At 60.9% G+C, this 17,421-nt stretch carries 11 protein-coding genes; 2 read left to right on the top strand and 9 right to left on the bottom strand.

What is annotated here, in order from left to right:
- Nucleotides 1-15: 15 nt before the first annotated feature.
- The 3 genes from BMY45_RS20510 to BMY45_RS20500 form a co-directional block, all read right to left on the bottom strand.
- A complete protein-coding gene (locus BMY45_RS20510) occupies nt 16-1,266 on the bottom strand; it encodes a sarcosine oxidase subunit beta (RefSeq protein WP_003177603.1) in 1,251 nt (416 codons plus the stop codon).
- A 21-nt stretch (nt 1,267-1,287) separates the two neighbouring features.
- Nucleotides 1,288-2,541, bottom strand: coding sequence for a serine hydroxymethyltransferase (glyA, locus tag BMY45_RS20505; protein ID WP_092400758.1), 1,254 nt, complete (start codon nt 2,539-2,541; stop codon nt 1,288-1,290).
- 311 nt (nt 2,542-2,852) lie between these two features.
- Nucleotides 2,853-3,557, bottom strand: coding sequence for a TraX family protein (locus BMY45_RS20500; protein WP_092400754.1), 705 nt, complete (start codon nt 3,555-3,557; stop codon nt 2,853-2,855).
- 195 nt (nt 3,558-3,752) lie between these two features.
- Here BMY45_RS20500 and BMY45_RS20495 point away from each other — a divergent pair, with 195 nt between their 5' ends.
- The gene (locus BMY45_RS20495) at nt 3,753-4,793 is read left to right on the top strand and encodes a threonine aldolase family protein (RefSeq protein ID WP_092400751.1); all 1,041 of its coding nucleotides are present in this window, start codon (nt 3,753-3,755) and stop codon (nt 4,791-4,793) included.
- Between the two features lie 198 nt (nt 4,794-4,991).
- Here the strand turns inward: BMY45_RS20495 and gbcB are convergent, their stop codons facing one another.
- Nucleotides 4,992-6,092, bottom strand: a complete 1,101-nt coding sequence (gbcB, locus tag BMY45_RS20490) for a glycine-betaine demethylase subunit GbcB (RefSeq protein ID WP_047228148.1) — start codon at nt 6,090-6,092, stop codon at nt 4,992-4,994.
- A 285-nt stretch (nt 6,093-6,377) separates the two neighbouring features.
- Between gbcB and gbcA the strand changes: the two genes are divergently transcribed.
- Entirely contained in the window at nt 6,378-7,673 is a 1,296-nt protein-coding gene (gbcA, locus tag BMY45_RS20485) for a glycine-betaine demethylase subunit GbcA (protein WP_092400748.1), read from the top strand.
- Between the two features lie 114 nt (nt 7,674-7,787).
- Here the strand turns inward: gbcA and BMY45_RS20480 are convergent, their stop codons facing one another.
- The 5 genes from BMY45_RS20480 to BMY45_RS20460 all read right to left on the bottom strand — a co-directional run bounded on the left by BMY45_RS20480 (nt 7,788) and on the right by BMY45_RS20460 (nt 17,411).
- Complete coding sequence (locus BMY45_RS20480; RefSeq protein ID WP_092400745.1) at nt 7,788-9,032, bottom strand: metallophosphoesterase family protein; 1,245 nt, start codon at nt 9,030-9,032, stop codon at nt 7,788-7,790.
- Nucleotides 9,033-9,059: 27 nt separating this feature from the next.
- Nucleotides 9,060-10,928, bottom strand: a complete 1,869-nt coding sequence (locus BMY45_RS20475) for a c-type cytochrome (RefSeq protein WP_092400998.1) — start codon at nt 10,926-10,928, stop codon at nt 9,060-9,062.
- Between the two features lie 212 nt (nt 10,929-11,140).
- Entirely contained in the window at nt 11,141-14,593 is a 3,453-nt protein-coding gene (locus BMY45_RS20470) for a GMC oxidoreductase (protein WP_092400742.1), read from the bottom strand.
- Between the two features lie 1,153 nt (nt 14,594-15,746).
- On the bottom strand, nt 15,747-16,313 hold the full coding sequence (locus tag BMY45_RS20465; RefSeq protein WP_092400739.1) for a GNAT family N-acetyltransferase: 567 nt from the start codon (nt 16,311-16,313) through the stop codon (nt 15,747-15,749).
- A gap of 327 nt (nt 16,314-16,640) precedes the next feature.
- Entirely contained in the window at nt 16,641-17,411 is a 771-nt protein-coding gene (locus BMY45_RS20460; protein ID WP_092400736.1) for an electron transfer flavoprotein subunit beta, read from the bottom strand.
- Between the last annotated feature and the right edge of the window lie 10 nt (nt 17,412-17,421).

Genomic DNA, 17,421 nt, shown 5'->3' with positions numbered 1-17,421 from the left:
GTGGGATTTCTCCTGTTAGTGGGCGACGGCAGCAGCGCCGTGTTCGTCGATCAGTGCACCGTTGTGGAAACGGTCGATGGAAAACGGCGCGGCCAGCGGGTGCATTTCACCTTTGGCCAGGCTTGCAGCGAAGACATTGCCTGAGCCCGGGGTGGCCTTGAAGCCGCCGGTGCCCCAACCGCAGTTGAAGAACATGTTCGGCACTGGCGTCTTGGAGATGATCGGGCAGGCGTCCGGCGTGGTGTCGACGATGCCGCCCCATTGGCGGTTCATGCGTACGCGGGACAACACCGGGAACATCTCGACGATGGCCTGAACCGTGTGTTCGATCACCGGGTACGAGCCACGCTGGCCATAACCGTTGTAACCGTCGATACCGGCACCGATCACCAGGTCGCCCTTGTCGGACTGGCTGATGTAGCCGTGCACTGCGTTGGACATGATCACGCTGTCGATAATCGGCTTGATCGGCTCCGACACCAACGCTTGCAGCGGGTGGGATTCGATCGGCAGGCGGAAGCCCGCGAGTTTGGCCATGTGCCCGGAGTTACCGGCGGTCACCACGCCGACGCGCTTGGCGCCGATGAAACCTTTGTTGGTTTCCACGCCGATGCACACGCCGTTTTCCTTACGGAAACCGATCACTTCGGTCTGCTGGATCAGGTCCACGCCCAACGCATCCGCCGCCCGGGCAAAGCCCCAGGCCACGGCATCGTGACGGGCCACGCCGCCGCGACGCTGGACGGTGGCGCCCATCACCGGGTAGCGAGTGTTTTTCGAGCAATCGAGGTACGGAATCTCGTCGGCCACTTGTTTGGCGTTAAGCAACTCGCCGTCCACGCCGTTGAGGCGGTTGGCGCTGACGCGACGCTCGGAATCACGAATGTCCTGCAAGGTATGGCACAGGTTGTAGACGCCACGCTGGGAGAACATCACGTTGTAGTTCAGGTCCTGAGACAGGCCTTCCCAGAGTTTCATCGCGTGTTCGTACAGGTGGGCCGATTCGTCCCACAGGTAGTTGGAGCGCACGATGGTGGTGTTGCGCGCGGTGTTACCGCCGCCCAGCCAGCCCTTCTCGACCACGGCCACGTTGGTGATGCCGTGTTCTTTAGCCAGGTAATAGGCGGTCGCCAGACCATGCCCGCCACCGCCGACAATGACCACGTCGTAGACCTTTTTCGGGGTCGGCGTGCGCCACATCCGCTGCCAGTTTTCATGATGGCTGAGAGAGTGTTTGAAGAGGCCGAAGCCCGAATAGCGTTGCATAGTCATTACTCCAAAACCGACTCAGCGATAAACCGGGAAGTCCGCGCACAAGGCCGCCACTTGCTGGGCAACATTGGCCTCGACATCGGCGTCGCCGAGGTTGTCGAGGATGTCGCAGATCCAGCCGGCCAGCGTCACGCACTGGCTGACCTTGAAGCCACGCGTGGTCACCGCCGGGGTGCCGATACGCAGGCCCGAGGTCACGAACGGCGATTGCGGGTCGTTCGGCACGGCATTCTTGTTGACGGTGATGTGCGCGCGGCCCAGGGCGGCGTCGGCGTCCTTGCCGGTCAAGCCCTGACGGATCAGGCTGACCAGGAACAGGTGGTTATCGGTGCCGCCGGACACTACATCGTAGCCGCGCTTGATGAACACGCCAGCCATGGCCTGGGCGTTATCGATCACTTGCTGCTGATAAGCCTTGAAGCCAGGCTCCGCCGCTTCCTTGAAGCACACCGCCTTGCCGGCGATGACGTGCATCAGCGGGCCGCCCTGGGCACCGGGGAATACCGCAGCGTTGAGCTTTTTCTCGATCTCTTCGTTGGCCTTGGCCAGGATCAGGCCGCCGCGCGGACCGCGCAGGGTCTTGTGAGTGGTGGTGGTGACCACGTCGGCGTAAGGCAGCGGGTTGGGATAAAGACCGGCAGCGACCAGACCGGCAACGTGGGCCATGTCGACGAACAGCAGGGCTCCGACCTTGTCGGCGATCTGGCGGAAACGTGGGAAATCCAGGGTCTTGGAGTAGGCCGAGAAACCGGCGACGATCATCTTCGGCTTGTGCTCGACCGCCAGGCGCTCGACTTCGTCGTAGTCGATCAGGCCGGTGGTGGTGTCGATGCCGTACTGCACCGCGTTGTAGAGTTTGCCCGAGGACGACACCTTGGCACCGTGGGTCAGGTGACCGCCGTGGGCCAGGCTCATGCCCAGGATGGTATCGCCGGCCTGCAACAAGGCCAGGTACACGGCGCTGTTGGCCGAAGATCCGGAGTGCGGCTGGACGTTGGCGTAGTCGGCGCCGAACAGTTGCTTGGCGCGTTCGATGGCCAGGGCTTCTACTTTGTCGACGTGCTCGCAGCCACCGTAGTAGCGCTTACCCGGATAGCCTTCGGCGTATTTGTTGGTCAGGCCGCTGCCCTGGGTCTGCATCACACGCTTGCTGGTGTAGTTCTCTGACGCGATCAGCTCGATGTGATCTTCCTGGCGTTGCTCCTCGGCATTCATCGCCGCCAGCAGTGCATCGTCGTAACCCTGGATCTGGTCTTGCTTGCTGAACATCGCGTCTCTCCCAGCGGCGGCGGTGCGCCTTTCGTCTCGGTGAGGCACTGACCACCGTTCGGTCGTGCCCTTTGGAAGCGATGGTATGGCCGGCGCAGGCAGGTCAAATGCCTATGGACGCCACGCAAAGGTGCGTTTACGACATGCGCTGCAAAGGAGGCCCGGCGCCAACCTCCGTGGCGAGGGAGCTTGCTCCCGCTCGGCTGCGCAGCAGTCGTAAAACCGGCAAACGCGGTGCACCTGACAAATCGCATTCTCAGGCCTTGGGGCTACTTCGTAGCCCAGCGGGAGCAAGCTCCCTCGCCACAGGGTTACGCGGCGATCTGGCGAACCACGAGCAAGACCAGGAAATGCGCCGGATAAAGGCCATACGCCCAACGCCGCATCGGCGGAGGATGAAAACGACCAGCGTGTCGCAAAAGCATCAGCCCCAGCCATGGCGCAAACAGACACGCCAGCAACCCGCCGATCGCCACCCAATCCCCCAGCCAGGCCGCGCCATACAGTATTCGCCATTGATTGGCCGCCAGGCACACCAGCCCCGGCAGCAACGCGAAATACCAAGGTCGGCGAAACACCAGCAACATCGCCAGCGGCAGCAGGACGCCGAAAAAACCGAACATCAAGCGCGACGAAAACAGCGCCGCCAGCAGCAACGCCCCCGCCGCCAGCAAACGCGCCTCCAGCGTATGGGTTTGCCAGCTACGCGCCACCAGCAAGCCCAGGGTCAGGGTCGGCAGCACGTTCAAGGTGGCGGGCACAGGAATGAACAGCCGGTAAGGAATTTCGCTCACTGAGCTGAACAGCAACAGCCAACCCAGATACCGCCACGGACTCGCGCTGGCCCCGTTGCGCGCCAGGTTCGCCGCCATCGCCAGGCAAAACCAGGGAAACGCCAGACGCCCCGGCACATACAACCAATCGGCGGAGTAACCGACATATCGCAGATGATCGAGCACCATCGCCAACAGAGCCAACCACTTGAGCAGGTCCAGGGCCCCGTCACGTCGGTTCATGGGTACAGCCGCCCTAGGGTTTTGTGAGTTTCTGACTGAAACATCCAGTGTGTTCCCCCGCGATTCTTGGGTAAAGTGCGCACCACTATCGACCACCGCGTGCCGGACTCAAAGCACGCCGGACCACGGAATTCTCCATCCAGGAATTCTGTCAGGGATCTCTTACCCAGGACTCTCTATTTCAGGAGCAAGGCCATGACCGACAAGAGTCAACAATTCGCCAGCGATAACTATTCCGGCATTTGCCCCGAAGCCTGGGCCGCCATGGAAGAAGCCAACCAGGGTCACCAGCGCGCCTACGGTGACGACGAATGGACCCACCGCGCGGCGGATGATTTCCGGGCCTTGTTCGAAACCGACTGCGAAGTGTTCTTCGCGTTCAATGGCACGGCGGCCAACTCCCTGGCGTTGTCCTCACTGTGCCAGAGTTACCACAGCGTGATCTGCTCGGAAACCGCCCACGTCGAAACCGACGAATGTGGCGCCCCGGAGTTCTTTTCCAACGGTTCCAAGCTGCTGGTGGCGCGCACTGAAAACGGCAAGCTGACCCCGGAGTCGATCCGCGAGATCGCCCTCAAGCGCCAGGACATCCATTATCCCAAGCCACGGGTCGTGACCCTGACCCAGGCCACGGAAGTCGGCAGTGTCTATACCCCAGAAGAAATCCGTGCCATCAGCGTCACCTGCAAGGAGCTGGGGCTTAACCTGCACATGGACGGCGCTCGCTTCTCCAATGCCTGCGCCTTCCTCGGCTGCTCACCAGCGGACCTGACCTGGAAAGCCGGCGTGGACGTGCTGTGCTTTGGCGGAACAAAAAACGGCATGGCGGTGGGAGAAGCGATCCTGTTCTTCAACCACGACCTGGCAGAAGACTTCGATTATCGCTGCAAACAGGCTGGGCAACTGGCCTCGAAGATGCGCTTTCTCTCGGCGCCCTGGGTCGGCCTGCTGCAAAACGACGCCTGGCTCAAACACGCCCGCCACGCCAACCACTGCGCGCAATTGCTGGCGCAGCTGGTGAGCGACATTCCTGGCGTGGAACTGATGTTCCCGGTCCAGGCCAACGGCGTATTCCTGCAACTCTCGGAACCGGCCATCGCCGCGCTGACGGCCAAGGGCTGGCGCTTCTACACCTTCATCGGCAAGGGCGGCGCACGCTTCATGTGCTCGTGGGATACCGAAGAAGCACGAGTGCGGGAATTGGCGGCGGATATTCGGGAAGTGATGAGCCTTTAAGGCGGCGACCCAAAGCCTGGATGGCTTTGGGAGGCTTTTGTGGCGAGGGGATTTATCCCCGCTGGGCTGCGAAGCAGCCCCAAAACCAGGCACCCCGGTGTGCCAGGTCAATAGCGTTAGTTGCTTTGGGGGCTGCTACGCAGCCCAGCGGGGATAAATCCCCTCGCCACAAGAGCTCATCGCCTGCCAGAGAACGGATCAAAACTCGATCCGCACATCCCCCTTCGGCACGCTGCAGCACGACAGAATGTAACCTTCGGCCTCGTCGTCCTCGGTGATCCCGCCGTTGTGATCCATCTCCACTTCCCCGCCCAGCTTCAAGACCTTGCAAGTACCGCAGATGCCCATGCCGCAGGCCTTGGGGATCATCATGCCGAGCTTGGCAGCGGCGGCGTGGACGGTTTCTCCCGGTCCCACGCGAATACTCTTGCCGGAGGCGGTGAACTCCACCAGGTGCAGATCCGCCACATCGACTTCCGGGGCGTCGGCAGCCTGTTCGGCTTGCTCCACGGCATCGGCACGGGCTTCCGGTGGTGTGGCGCCGAAGGACTCCTCGTGGTAACGCGTCATGTCGAAGCCAGCGGCCTCCAGCAGGCGCTTGACCGCGTTCATGTATGGCGTTGGGCCACAGCAGAACACTTCGCGCTCAAGGAAGTCCGGCGCCATCAGTTCGAGCATCTTGTGGTTCAGGTAGCCTCGGTAACCGGCCCAAGGCTCGCCCAGGCCGTGCTTTTCGCAGATCAGGTGCAGATTGAAGTTGTCAATCCGCGAGGCCATGTGCTCCAGCTCGCGGTGATAGATGATGTCCTTGGGCGAGCGGGCGCTGTGGATAAACACCATGTCGACGTTGGCGTTGGTGTCGTAATACCAGCGCGCCATGGACATCACTGGCGTGATGCCGACGCCGCCGCTGAGGTAAAGCACCTTCGGGTTCGAGAAATCGATGGCATTGAACAGGCCGACCGGCCCGTGCACCGCCAGTTCCTGGCCTTCGTGCAGGGTGTCGTGCAACCAGTTGGAAACCTTGCCCCCCGGTACGCGCTTGATGGTCACCGAAAAGCTGTAGGGCACCGACGGCGAGCTGGAAATGGTGTAGGAGCGCATGATCGGCTGACCTTCGATTTCAAGCTCCAGGGTGACGAATTGCCCCGGCTTGAAAAAGAACAGAATCGGCTGATCAGCCATGAAGCAAAAGGTGCGCACATCCCAGGTTTCCTGGATGACTTTGACGCAACGGACAATGTGACGACCATTGGCCCAGGTCTGGGTGGTTACCGGGTTCAGGAAGCTGTTGGACATGCTGATCTCCACGGCCGACTGTCGGCCTCTTATGAGGCGATTCTGCGTATAGCGCGAATCGCCCATTTACCTATCTGCGACATTCACATGCTTACCGCGACCAGCCCCTAACGACAGGACCTTGCGCGTCGGGAACAGATTGGGCCATGTCGCCCATGGATAAGGTTCGCCCCCTGCGCGGCCCCACACTCGCCCCCAACAGACAAATAATATTTTCTGCCTTGCGTAGCACATTTGATTAGCCACTTTTCGCCGGCCACGTAGAGGGCCCATGAGGATAAAACGATGGACGTCACCGCAACCCTGAGCCTGGGCGATCCGCTGGAACCCGCACGCAAGGCCACCGCGCAAATGCTGCAGGAACGCGAGCGCACTTTCTCGCTGCCGCAGCCGTTCTACTCCGATGAGCGCCTGTTTGATATCGACATGCAGGAAATCTTTCAGAAGGAGTGGTTGATCGCCGGCATGACCTGCGAAATCCCGACCAAAGGCAACTACCTGACCCTGCAGGTCGGCAAGAACCCGATCATCGTGATCCGCGGCGCCGACGGCGTGGTGCATGCGTTCCACAACGTCTGCCGTCACCGTGGCTCGCGGCTGTGCACCAGCGAAAAGGGCAAGGTCGCCAAACTGGTTTGCCATTACCACCAGTGGACCTACGAGCTGGACGGTCGCCTATTGTTCGCCGGCACCGAAATGGGCGCCGACTTCGACATGAAGCAGTACGGCTTGAAGCCAGTCAACGTGAAGACCGCCGGTGGCTACATCTTCATCAGCCTGGCGGAGAACCCGCCGGCCATTGACGACTTCCTGGCGACCTTGACCCATTACATGGAACCCTACGACATGGAAAACACCAAGGTGGCGGTGCAAACCACCTTGATGGAAAAGGCCAACTGGAAACTCGTGCTGGAAAACAACCGCGAGTGCTACCACTGCGGCGGTGCGCACCCGGAACTGCTCAAGACCCTGCTGGAATGGGACGACGTCACCGATCCGCGGGCCGACCAGGCGTTCAAGGACCATGTGGCCGCTTCCGCCGCAGCCTGGGACGCCGAGAAGATCCCTTATGCCCACGCCAGTTTCGGCCTGCGCAACCGTATCGTGCGCATGCCGCTGCTCAAGGGCACCGTGTCGATGACCATGGACGGCAAGCAGGGCTGCGCCAAACTGATGGGTCGCATCAAGAACCCGGACCTGGGCTCGATGCGCATCCTGCACTTGCCGCACTCGTGGAACCACTGCATGGGCGACCACATCATCGTGTTCACCGTGTGGCCGATCAGCGCCCAGGAAACCATGGTCACCACCAAGTGGATCGTGCACAAGGACGCGGTCGAAGGCGTGGATTACGACGTGGCGCGCATGCGCCAGGTCTGGGACGCCACCAACGACCAGGACCGTCGCCTGGCCGAAGAAAACCAGCGCGGCATCAACTCCACCGCCTACCAGCCAGGCCCGTACTCCAAAACCTATGAGTTCGGCGTGGTGAACTTCGTGGACTGGTACAGCGAGCGCATGCTCAACAACCTGGGGGCGGAACCTGCGCCTTACCTCAAGGGCGTGCCGGTCCAGGGCTGACAGCAAAAGCTTCGCGAGCAAGCCCGCTCCCACAGTTGACCGAGTTTCTTCAGAAGGAACGCGGTCGAATGTGGGAGCGGGCTTGCTCGCGAAAGCGGTCTGGCATTCACCCAATTATTTGGAAGACCACCGCACCGACCCATCCTCCCCATAAAACGTCTCTTCGATGTTCTCCCCCACCAACCGCACCTTCACATACCCGTTCAACACTCGTTCCGGGTATGCCTCATCCCCCGCCAACTGAGTTTCCGACCACAACACCCCAGCATGTCCGTTCAACTCGCTGGTAGTGCCGTAGGGAATCGCCCCGTGTCCGGCGCAGCGTGCGTGCAACCCGCCCTGGGTGGCGTAGCAGATGCCGTTGTGCAAATGCCCCCAATACCAATAGTCCGGCTCACGCCCGAGGGCATCGCAGACGGGTTGGTAAAGCGCGGTCTTGTGGTGTCCGGAAATATCGAAACCCTGATGATGACTGAGCACCATGAGCTTTTTGCGCTTGGGCAGGCTTTTCATCCAGTCAATCTGTTGCGCGTTGAGGGTGCCGTCCATGTACAGATTCATGGCGTCCGAGGCGTAGGCACTGTCCAGGCCGACGACCAGCCAATCGTCGTTGTACAGAGCAAAGTAACTGGTGCCCTGTTGCACCGGGAAACGCTTGGCCAGCTCCTTGAAATAGCCGTGGGCGCCGCTGTACATCTCGTGGTTGGAATTGAGCGTGAACGAGCCGTGTTTGCCTTGGGGCCAGCCGACCATGTCGACGTCTTCCTGGGAATGGGTGCCGGCGTAGTACACATCGCCCAGATGAATGGTGAAGTCGGCCTCGGCCAGTTGCATCTGATTGGCGACAGCCACGGCCGGAGCATGACTGTCGAACGGTCCGGTGCCCCAGTCGCCAGCGATCGCCAGCACCACATCGCTGTCCATTTTCACCAGCGCCGGGTTAGTGGCGAACGGCGCGTGATGGCGCAGGTTCTCGATCCACTTGAGCAACGCCTCACTCCACAACAGGTCGAGCAACTCCCATTTGCGGCAACCGAGCAAGGTGCCGTCCTTGAGCACGCGGGTCGGCAGTTCGTCCTCGGTTTGTGGCAAGGCGCTGGCATTGCCGATCTTCAGGATCGAAAGACCGTGGGCCAGCTCCCACGGCACGGCCGGTTCGTCATCCGGCAGGTCGCCGTGATCGATGACGTGCCGGGCCTGATCGTGGCCGCGCTGGAGCAACTTGACGATGGCCTCGAACTCTTCAGGCTCGAGGTCGTTGACGAGTTTCTTCCAGGACATCTCCAGCCGCGTGACCAACCCGTGCAGGCGGACTTTGACCTTGTCGAACTCATGTTCCCAATGGTGCAGTAATGACATGTGAACGCTCCTTCGCAGTGCCCTGGGCTACAGGGTTTTCATGAATTCGATCAGGGCCCGTTTGTCGGCATCCGACAACTGCGTGCCATACAGGTGGCCGCCGTTGTGGTTGCCTTCCAGGCGGGTGTCGTATTTGAAATCCGCCGACGCCTTCATTTGCGCGCCGCTGGTGATGAAGCCGACCTTCTCCTGGTCGTAGATGTCGGAACCGGTGTAGAACACTTGCGGGCGCAACTCGGGCGGTTGCAACAAGTCCCACAGGGTCGGCACCGAACCGTTATGCAGATACGGCGCCCTTAGCCAGACGCCGTCGGTGGGGGTGTTGCTGTAGCTCTGGGTCTTGCGGTACGCGCCGAAGTCGAACGGCGGTTTCTTGAAGCCGTGGAACGCCGTCACCAGCCCGACGGTGAAGGAGTTCAGGCGATGGGGATCGGTGCCCAACTGGTCGATGTTGGTGGTGACCTGTCCTGTGTCGGCACGGCCGAAGTCGTGGCAAGCGGCACAGTTCTGCTCCCAGATCGGTTTGCCCTGGGCGACTTTCGCCTGGTCCAGGGCGAACGGCCACGCCGGCGCCTTGTGGCCCAGCAACCAATTGGTCACCCGGTTGAAACTCGGCGGCAGCACCGATTGCGGCGTCGCCCCCACGGCCATGGCCGCCGCGTAATTGCGTTCGTGAATCTTGTTGTTATTGCCGTCCCAATGCAGATACATCGACTCACGGGGTTTCTGGTTCCAGACCTGCGGCAAGTCCACGGTGCCGATGGTGGAGTCATCCGGGAAGCCGAACACCACCATTTTGGTCGGGTTGAAGGTATCGGTCCGCCCTGGACCTTGGGCCGGACGCAGCTTCTGCCAGGCGTAGGCCTGCTTCTGCTTGAGCAGTGCGCTCTTGGCCATGGGGATGATCAGGTAGCGGTTGTACAGTTTTTCGAAAAAGCCCAGTTGGAACTTGTTGTTGATCGCCGCCATGACCGCATCAGGAGTGAATTTCGGGTCGCTGGCACAATCGTAGGCAAACCACTGGAAGGCCTGCAATTGCAGGGTGTTGGCCGGTGCGGTGGCGACCGGAACCGCTACGTCACTGGCATTGGCCCGGTACGATCCGGTGTGGCATAGCGCGCAGTTCGGCTCCACGGTGGGATAACCCAGTTGCCGCTTGGCCATGCCGATGGGCAAGTCGTTACCGTTCTCATAGAGAAACCCGAACACCTCGTAACCGCCGGGCTTGGGCAGTTTTTCCGGGCACATCTGCGGCAGCACGGCGAACAGGTAATAAGGGATCCGCGCTTCGATGCCCAGGCCGATGGCGGCGTATTTGTAATGGTCTTCGTCGGAAGCGAAGTCTGGCTGGGGCACCTCTCGTATCATCTGGTACCAGGTCTGGTAGCCGATGAAACCCAGCAGCAATACCACCACCAGCGTGCCGACCTTGAAACCATGACGGTGCCAGCGCCGCGCCCAACCGACGCGCCACTCCCGCCAACCGGCGCAGAGCAGGGCCAGAGGACGCTGGGCGACCGGGCTGCCCAGGTACAGCAGCACGCCCAGAATCAGGAACATGCTCAAGTCGCCCATCAACATCGGCACGAACAACTGGCCCTGGTTATTGGTGTTGATCAGGTAGATCCAGAACACCACCGCCACCAGCCGCGACAGCACGCACAACCACGAATGCACCACGAAACGCGGCGCATTGAACCCCGAGGGCATATAGAACAGGCTGATCCCCACCAGCAACATGCCGGTGTTTTCCAGCCAGGGATCGGACAACACGGGCGGCAGACCGAGCATGGACGTCAGCAACGCCGGCGCGAACAGCGCCGGAATCGCGAAGACCATGTTCATCACAATCCCCACCCAGATGATGCGTTGGAACCAACGGATGTAAGTGTTCATGGCATCCTTTTCCTTATTCTTGACCCAGCACACAGCCTTTGTGGCCAGAAATTGCTCCCGCGGGGCGCTGTAGGAGCTGTCGAGCGAAGCGAGGCTGCGATCTTTGCGCAGCCCATTGAATCGAGAGGGAAAGATCAAGATCAAAAGATCGCAGCCTTCGGCAGCTCCTACAGAGGCCAGCGGGAGCAATCTCTGGCCACGGGATCAGTCTCCTAACCGAGGGCGGTCTTCTCCAGGTGTTCGAGGATGATCGGATACACATCCACCACCGCATCCTTGCCGAACATGCAATCGATGTGACCGTAGCCCGGCACTACATGGCGGCTGAACAGCTGCGGGCCGTGCATATCGCACAGTCGCTCGTAGGTCTTGAGGGTGCTTTGAGGGAGGTAGCACTGGTTCTCGGCACCGCTGATGAAGCAGATCGGCAATTTCAACCGATCGAAATGCGGCATGTAGACGTCGTTGCCCTTGAAGTCCACCAGATGCCCCTTGCGCACGATCAGCGCCAGGTGCTCGAAGGTCTGGATGTTCGACTCACCGAACAATTCATGCAGGTTGTCGTGCAGGGTTTCGTTGAGGGTGTCGTGGCGGTACAGCGACGCATACATGAACGTGATGCGGTGGCAGACCGGGTTGGTGCAATAGCCCTGGGCCTCGATCCGGGCATAACCGTTGAGGGCCTTGTCGTAGAGTTTGTTGAACCAGCTTTCCTTGGTGTCGGCGTAGGCCGTGAGGGACTTGATGCCGATAGCATCGAGCATCCCCGGCAAATGCAAACCGGCCTTCAGTCCGGTGGCGGTGGCAACCACCGTGTCGGCGGCGATCTGCGAGCAGACCACCGAGCGCACCCCTTGCAGCCCCGCCAGCATCGACATGAAGAACGTCGTCGCCCCGTAGCAATGCACCACACATTGCACGTCGCGGGCCAGCGTGGCCTGCTGGATCTGCTCGATAGCCGCCTTGAAGTCGTACTGGGCCACCTGGTCACCGTTCCATTCATGCTTGCTGGCCGGCAGCAGGATGCTCACCCGCAAGTCCAGCAGCCAGACGTCGTACTCGTGCTTGCACAGGTACTCCAGCAGGTTGGTCTGGATGGTGTCGGTGGAGAAAATATTCGACCCCACCCCCAGGCCATGCACCAGCATCACCGGGCCTTTACTGCCCGCTTGATAGCGAGTCAGACGTAGCTCGACGTTGTCCTCGGTCTGGAAAAAATGCACGGTCGGCGCCGGGGCGTCCAGCGGCCGCTTGCTGCGCGGCGGCGCGTCCGGGTTGAAGTACACATCGCCTGCAAATACCCCACCGTAGCTCTCCCACAAAATGCCGGCGAAGAACTTGCCGAAGCGGGCCAACGCTTCCACTCGCTCACGCTCGTTGCGGGCGTTGAGCACTTTCATGGTGGTCATCTGCTTGGCGAAGTCGGCCGGCAGAATGTGCATCACCCCCGAGCCGATGACCTCGCCGCTCTTGTCCGGCCCGCGATACAGCGTGACATAGAGCGTGCTGGTGTCGTGCCAGATGTTCAGCACCCCGTTGTCCTCGGGCACGGTCTTGAAGGCACTGAAGTAATAATCGCTGCCATCCTCGGCGGTCAGTTTCATGTCGTAGTTCATGTGCCGCACATCCACCTGTTCCTGATATTGCTCGAACAGGTTGAACACCCCGTTGCTGGCGACCAGCGGCTTGGGCGAGAGCAGCGGCGCATCCAGCGTACCCACCAGGGTTGCAGCGTGTTCCGGTTCCTTGATCAGGCGATTGAGGTCGGCGGCGGTGATGGTCAGGGTGAACTCGATGGACGAGTTATCGGCTTTGCCGCGCTTGGCCGCCGCTTCGTAAAGCGAAAGATCAGTGCCCTGGGGCTGGGTAAATGCCGTGGAGAAGTACCCCTTCATGGTTTCAGTGAACTGCACGCCCAGGGTCGGCGCCGCCACCGGTTTGCGCGGGGCCGAGGGTAGCGTGTAATCGATGATCCAACCGCGATCGGCCGCCAGCAGGCCCATGTTGCGTTCGCTCACCGCCGAAATGGTCAACAACGGGTTAACCGCCAGGGAAGTCGGGATCACCGCACCGTCGGTCACGTACAGGCCAGGGTAGACATCCGTACCGCTGGCGCCACTGAACACCTGGCCCTTGTGGTTGACCACGCCTTGCGTCGCGTCCTCCCCCATCACGCAGCCGCCCAACGGGTGGACCGAAACGATGCTGTGCTTGAGCAGCTTGGTCCAGATCGGATTTTCGACCCAGATCCCGCCCAACGCCTTGGTGCTCTGGTGCAAACGCTCATTGCCCAGCGTCACGTTTTCCTGCTCGCCGACGCCGGGCCAGTCGATGCGCAACTGATCCTTGTTGTCGAGCACCATGCGCCCCTTGCCGTTGTCGTGACTCATGATCAGGTACGTCTGCATGTTGTGCAGCGCGCCATGATACGGGCCGCGCAGAAAGCTCTCGGCTTCCCGGGCCTTGTACTTGAGGCTGGCACCCAGGCCCGTGTCGGTGGGCACACCAATCATCCCGGCGAACGCCGCCATGCTCGGCACCATGGGCCGGCCGAGTGCGCCGGGGATCGAGCCCTCCTCGATGACCATCCGGCTGCGCCAGTCACCCTCGGTACGCATGTCGATGATCGAGGTAATGCAAGGTCCCACCGGCTCCAATTCCTTGGCCGAATGGGCGCCGAAGCCGATGCCATTGATGGTCTGGTCGCAGTTGTGACCAAAGCCGAGGATGTCGCCGTTGCCGCTCATGTTCTCGCCCAGTTGACTGGACATCGACAGGCCCTTGTCCCGTGAGCGCAGCATGATCTCGGTAGAGCCCAGGGTGCCCGCGGACACCACCACGATGTCGGCGCGCACGAACAAGGTCGGCGCCGAGAACATTTCACGGCCGCTGTCCAGGTACTGGAAGTGCACGATCCAGCCATCGCCGTCGCGCTCCAGGTGCCTGACCTCGGCCTGGCAGAAAATCTCCGCGCCGTGGTTCCAGGCATCCGGCAGGTAATTCATCAGCGTAGTGTTCTTGGCCTTGTTGTTACAGCCCGAGACGCAATCTCCACAGCCGTTGCACGGCAACTGCTCGACGCCGACGTGGTTCAGGTTGTTAGGCAGCTTGTCGAATGTCACGTTGATAGGGGGCTTGTAAAAGTGCGCGTCCTGCTTGAGATAACTCGCAGATTTGCGGTTGGCGTCGAGCTTGGGCAGCTTCGGCGACGAGTCGGGATACGGGTTGGGCTTGAGCATTTCCCGGGCCCGTTCGTAGCCGTCCTTGAGCAGCGTGTCGCGATGTTCGCGCACCGCCAGTGGCCAACGCGGGTCCTCGAATACGCCGGGCTCCGGCTCCAGCGCAACGTTGGCGTTGATCAGCGACGTACCGCCCAGACCGCAACCGACCACCACGTTCTGCTGGGCGTTGACGTGCAGATCAAACAGCCCGGTGCGCGATCCGATGTGACCGTCCGGGTCATGCACCTGCAACTCCTCGGTGGCCGCGAGCATGGTGTTGGGGTATTCGCCGGGCTGGATCTCCCGACCCCGCTCCAGCAGACAAACCTTGCGCCCGGCCCGGGACAAACGTGAAGCAGCAATGCCTCCGCCGTAGCCGGAGCCGATGACAATAACGTCGTAATGCTCCTTGATGTCGCTGATGGGGGTCGAGATCCGTGTCATGTTCAAGTCCTCAAGGCAGATGGGGCAACTCTGCGGTTGCCTGCAAATCGACAGGCGCACGAACGCCTGGCCACTATCCCGTACGGGTTGGAGCGGCAGTCAACGGTGCTACAGGGGAAACTCAGGGCTCAACGAGGCGCTATAGACGCGCACGCTGATTGGTGGCGCGACGACGTCTGCGTTTGGGTAACCGGGTGGGAGGGGTCGGAGTACAGGTCGCAGCCGAGATCGGGTACCAGCAGGGGGGCTTGCTATCCATCATGCGTTCTCCCTGAACCAGATATGGATAAAGTGGCGGTGTCCTTGTGCCATGAGTGAAGACAGCCGCCAGGGCCACGTCAAGGTGGATCCTTAGAACTGTATGAAATTTGATCTATCGCGTCTGGGCCTATGCCCGCCGTGGCCCATACGCTTTCGCAAACAAGTTATCCACATGTCCACCCACAGCTAATGGGGACAAGTGCATCATTGCGACCTGTTTTTTTAAGTAAAAGCTAAAGAAAAACCGTGACTTATGAACAAAGAGCGTTTCTTTTCCATATCGATCAAAAACTGATCAGCGGCGTGAAAACCTTGTCTGTCCTGGCTTCTGGAGGAGAGCGAACACCTTATCCACAGAAGCGCCAACAGTGTTTGGGGGTAATTCTGACGGCTCTGTGGAAAACCGCGTCTGCGGCCGGTAAATAGCGGCTTTAGCGGAATTTTCCGGATAAAAATGACGAATTGATCATTTTATAACCAACCCCATGAAAGCCCCGTTCCGTATGGCTTGTAGACGGGAGCGAACATCTTATCCACAGAAGCGCCAACAGAGATTGGGGGCAAGTAGCGCTCTGCACGCAAGCTTATTCACAAACAAAACCGAGGAAAAACCGCGAGTTAGGCTGGTTGTTTTTTAAGCGCACGCTTAGGGAGCTTGATCCGCGTGGGGTGTGGCGAGGGGCGAACAGGTTATCCACAGAGGCGCGCACAGGGATTGTGGGTAAACACCCATCCTTACTGTGGGAGCGGGCTTGCTCGCGAAAGCGGTATGTCAGCCAATGAAGATGTTGCCTGACACACCGCTTTCGCGAGCAAGCCCGCTCCCACAGGTTATATGGCAAGCCTTGGAACAGCATTCAGCCCTTAGCGCCAGAGCTGTCCGCCGTAACGGTTAAGGCCGGTGCATCAAATACGCCTGCCCCGTCACGCGAATCATCGGATGGGGGACGACCTGGCAGGTTTTGACGATGCCAAAGCCATGGCGCTCATAAAAGCGCCGGGCGCCGGTGTTCGCTGCGTAGTCGATCAAGCTCAGGCCCTTGAGCTGCAACTGATCGGCACGCTGCTGAGCCCGCTCGAGAAAGCGCACGCCGAGCCCCTTGTTACGCCAACCTTCATGCAGGGCCAGACTCGAGATATAGAGGGTGTCGGGGACTTCCATGTCGGCGTAGGGCGCCAGGACCGGATCTGTCACTGGGGCGGCCTGTGGATCATGACGCGTCACATAAGCGTGCATCATGCCGATGACCTGGCCGTTGGCCTGGGCGACAAGGCAGTTCTGGTAGGAAAAATCGACACCTTCCCGGGCATAACGCGCGGCGCCCACCTCAAGAAGGTCCTGGCCTGGCTCCGCCAGCTGGCTCCAGATGTAATCCGATGCACCCTCCGAGGAGATCCGGAACAGACGAGCGATCTCGCGGGTATCCGTGGGCAAAGCGGGACGAAGTTCAACTTCCATTGATGTGGCTCCATTGGCTGTCAAACAGCTTTTTTAGGCGCAGGTTTGAGTCACGACAACATGCCGGGGCAGCGGTTTTATGGCTGGATGTTGCAGCGGGTCAGGTTGGTCGTTTTTTGAGCGAAGGCTTGAAAAGCCTGGTTGGCGCGGTTTGCGGATAGGCCCAAACAGGTTATCCACAGAGGCGCGCACAGGGATTGTGGGTAAACCTCAGCCCTTGTGGGAGCGAGCCTGCTCGCGATGGGGCCATGCCAGTCAACATGGAGGTGAATGGAAGACCGCTATCGCGAGCAGGCTCGCTCCCACAGGGACAGGGTGAGCTTGGATTTAGCGAACAACCCCTTCCTCAACCAACAACTTGAGAATCGCCTCGGCGCCCGCCTCCGGGCTCACGCCTTTGAGCACCTGCCCGCCTCCGCCGCTGGCCTTGGCCGTGGCGGCTTTCATGCGGTCGGCGCCGCTCTTGGCCTTGATCACTTTCAAGCGTTTGGGCCGTGGTTTGGCCGGTTGCAGGGTCGCCACCGCCAACAGAGCGTCGTCGATTACCTCGACTTCTTCAGCGTGCAACGCCCCGCGTCGGGCCGGGCCGTAGGCGCTTTGCCGGGGTTTGGGGGCGGCGTTATCCACCGTGGCGAGAAACGGCAGGCGCACTTTGAGACGTCGCCGCTGGCCGCGGGGCAAGGCTTGCAGCACCAAGGCTACGCCACTGTCGATGGATTCGACCTGGGCCAACCCCACCACCAGCGGCCAGCCGAGACTTTCCGCCAGCAGGAACGGCAACATGCCGGAACCCTCGCCGGTTTCCGCCTGACTGCCGGTGAGCACCACATGGGCGCCCGCGTCGCGCAGATAGTCGGTCAGGGCCGGCAGTGCGTCGGCGCCGGCAGGATTATCCAGTACGTAGAGTTCGTCCAGGCCCATGCCCAGATAGGCGCGCAGGGCCGGTTCAGCCACGTCGCCGGCGTGCAGCACTTGCAGGTCTTTACCGGCCAGTTGCAGGCCCAGTTCCACGGCCCGTGCATCCTGCTCGGCGCGCCGGGGCCGACCGGAGGTGGGGTGGGCGCCGATGGACACCAGGCTGATCACTTGAGTACTCATGGTTGAATCC

This window comes from Pseudomonas sp. NFACC39-1, from assembly GCF_900110355.1.
Classification (GTDB): Bacteria; Pseudomonadota; Gammaproteobacteria; order Pseudomonadales; family Pseudomonadaceae; genus Aquipseudomonas; species Aquipseudomonas tehranensis.
This window is presented reverse-complemented; position numbering and strand designations above follow the sequence as displayed.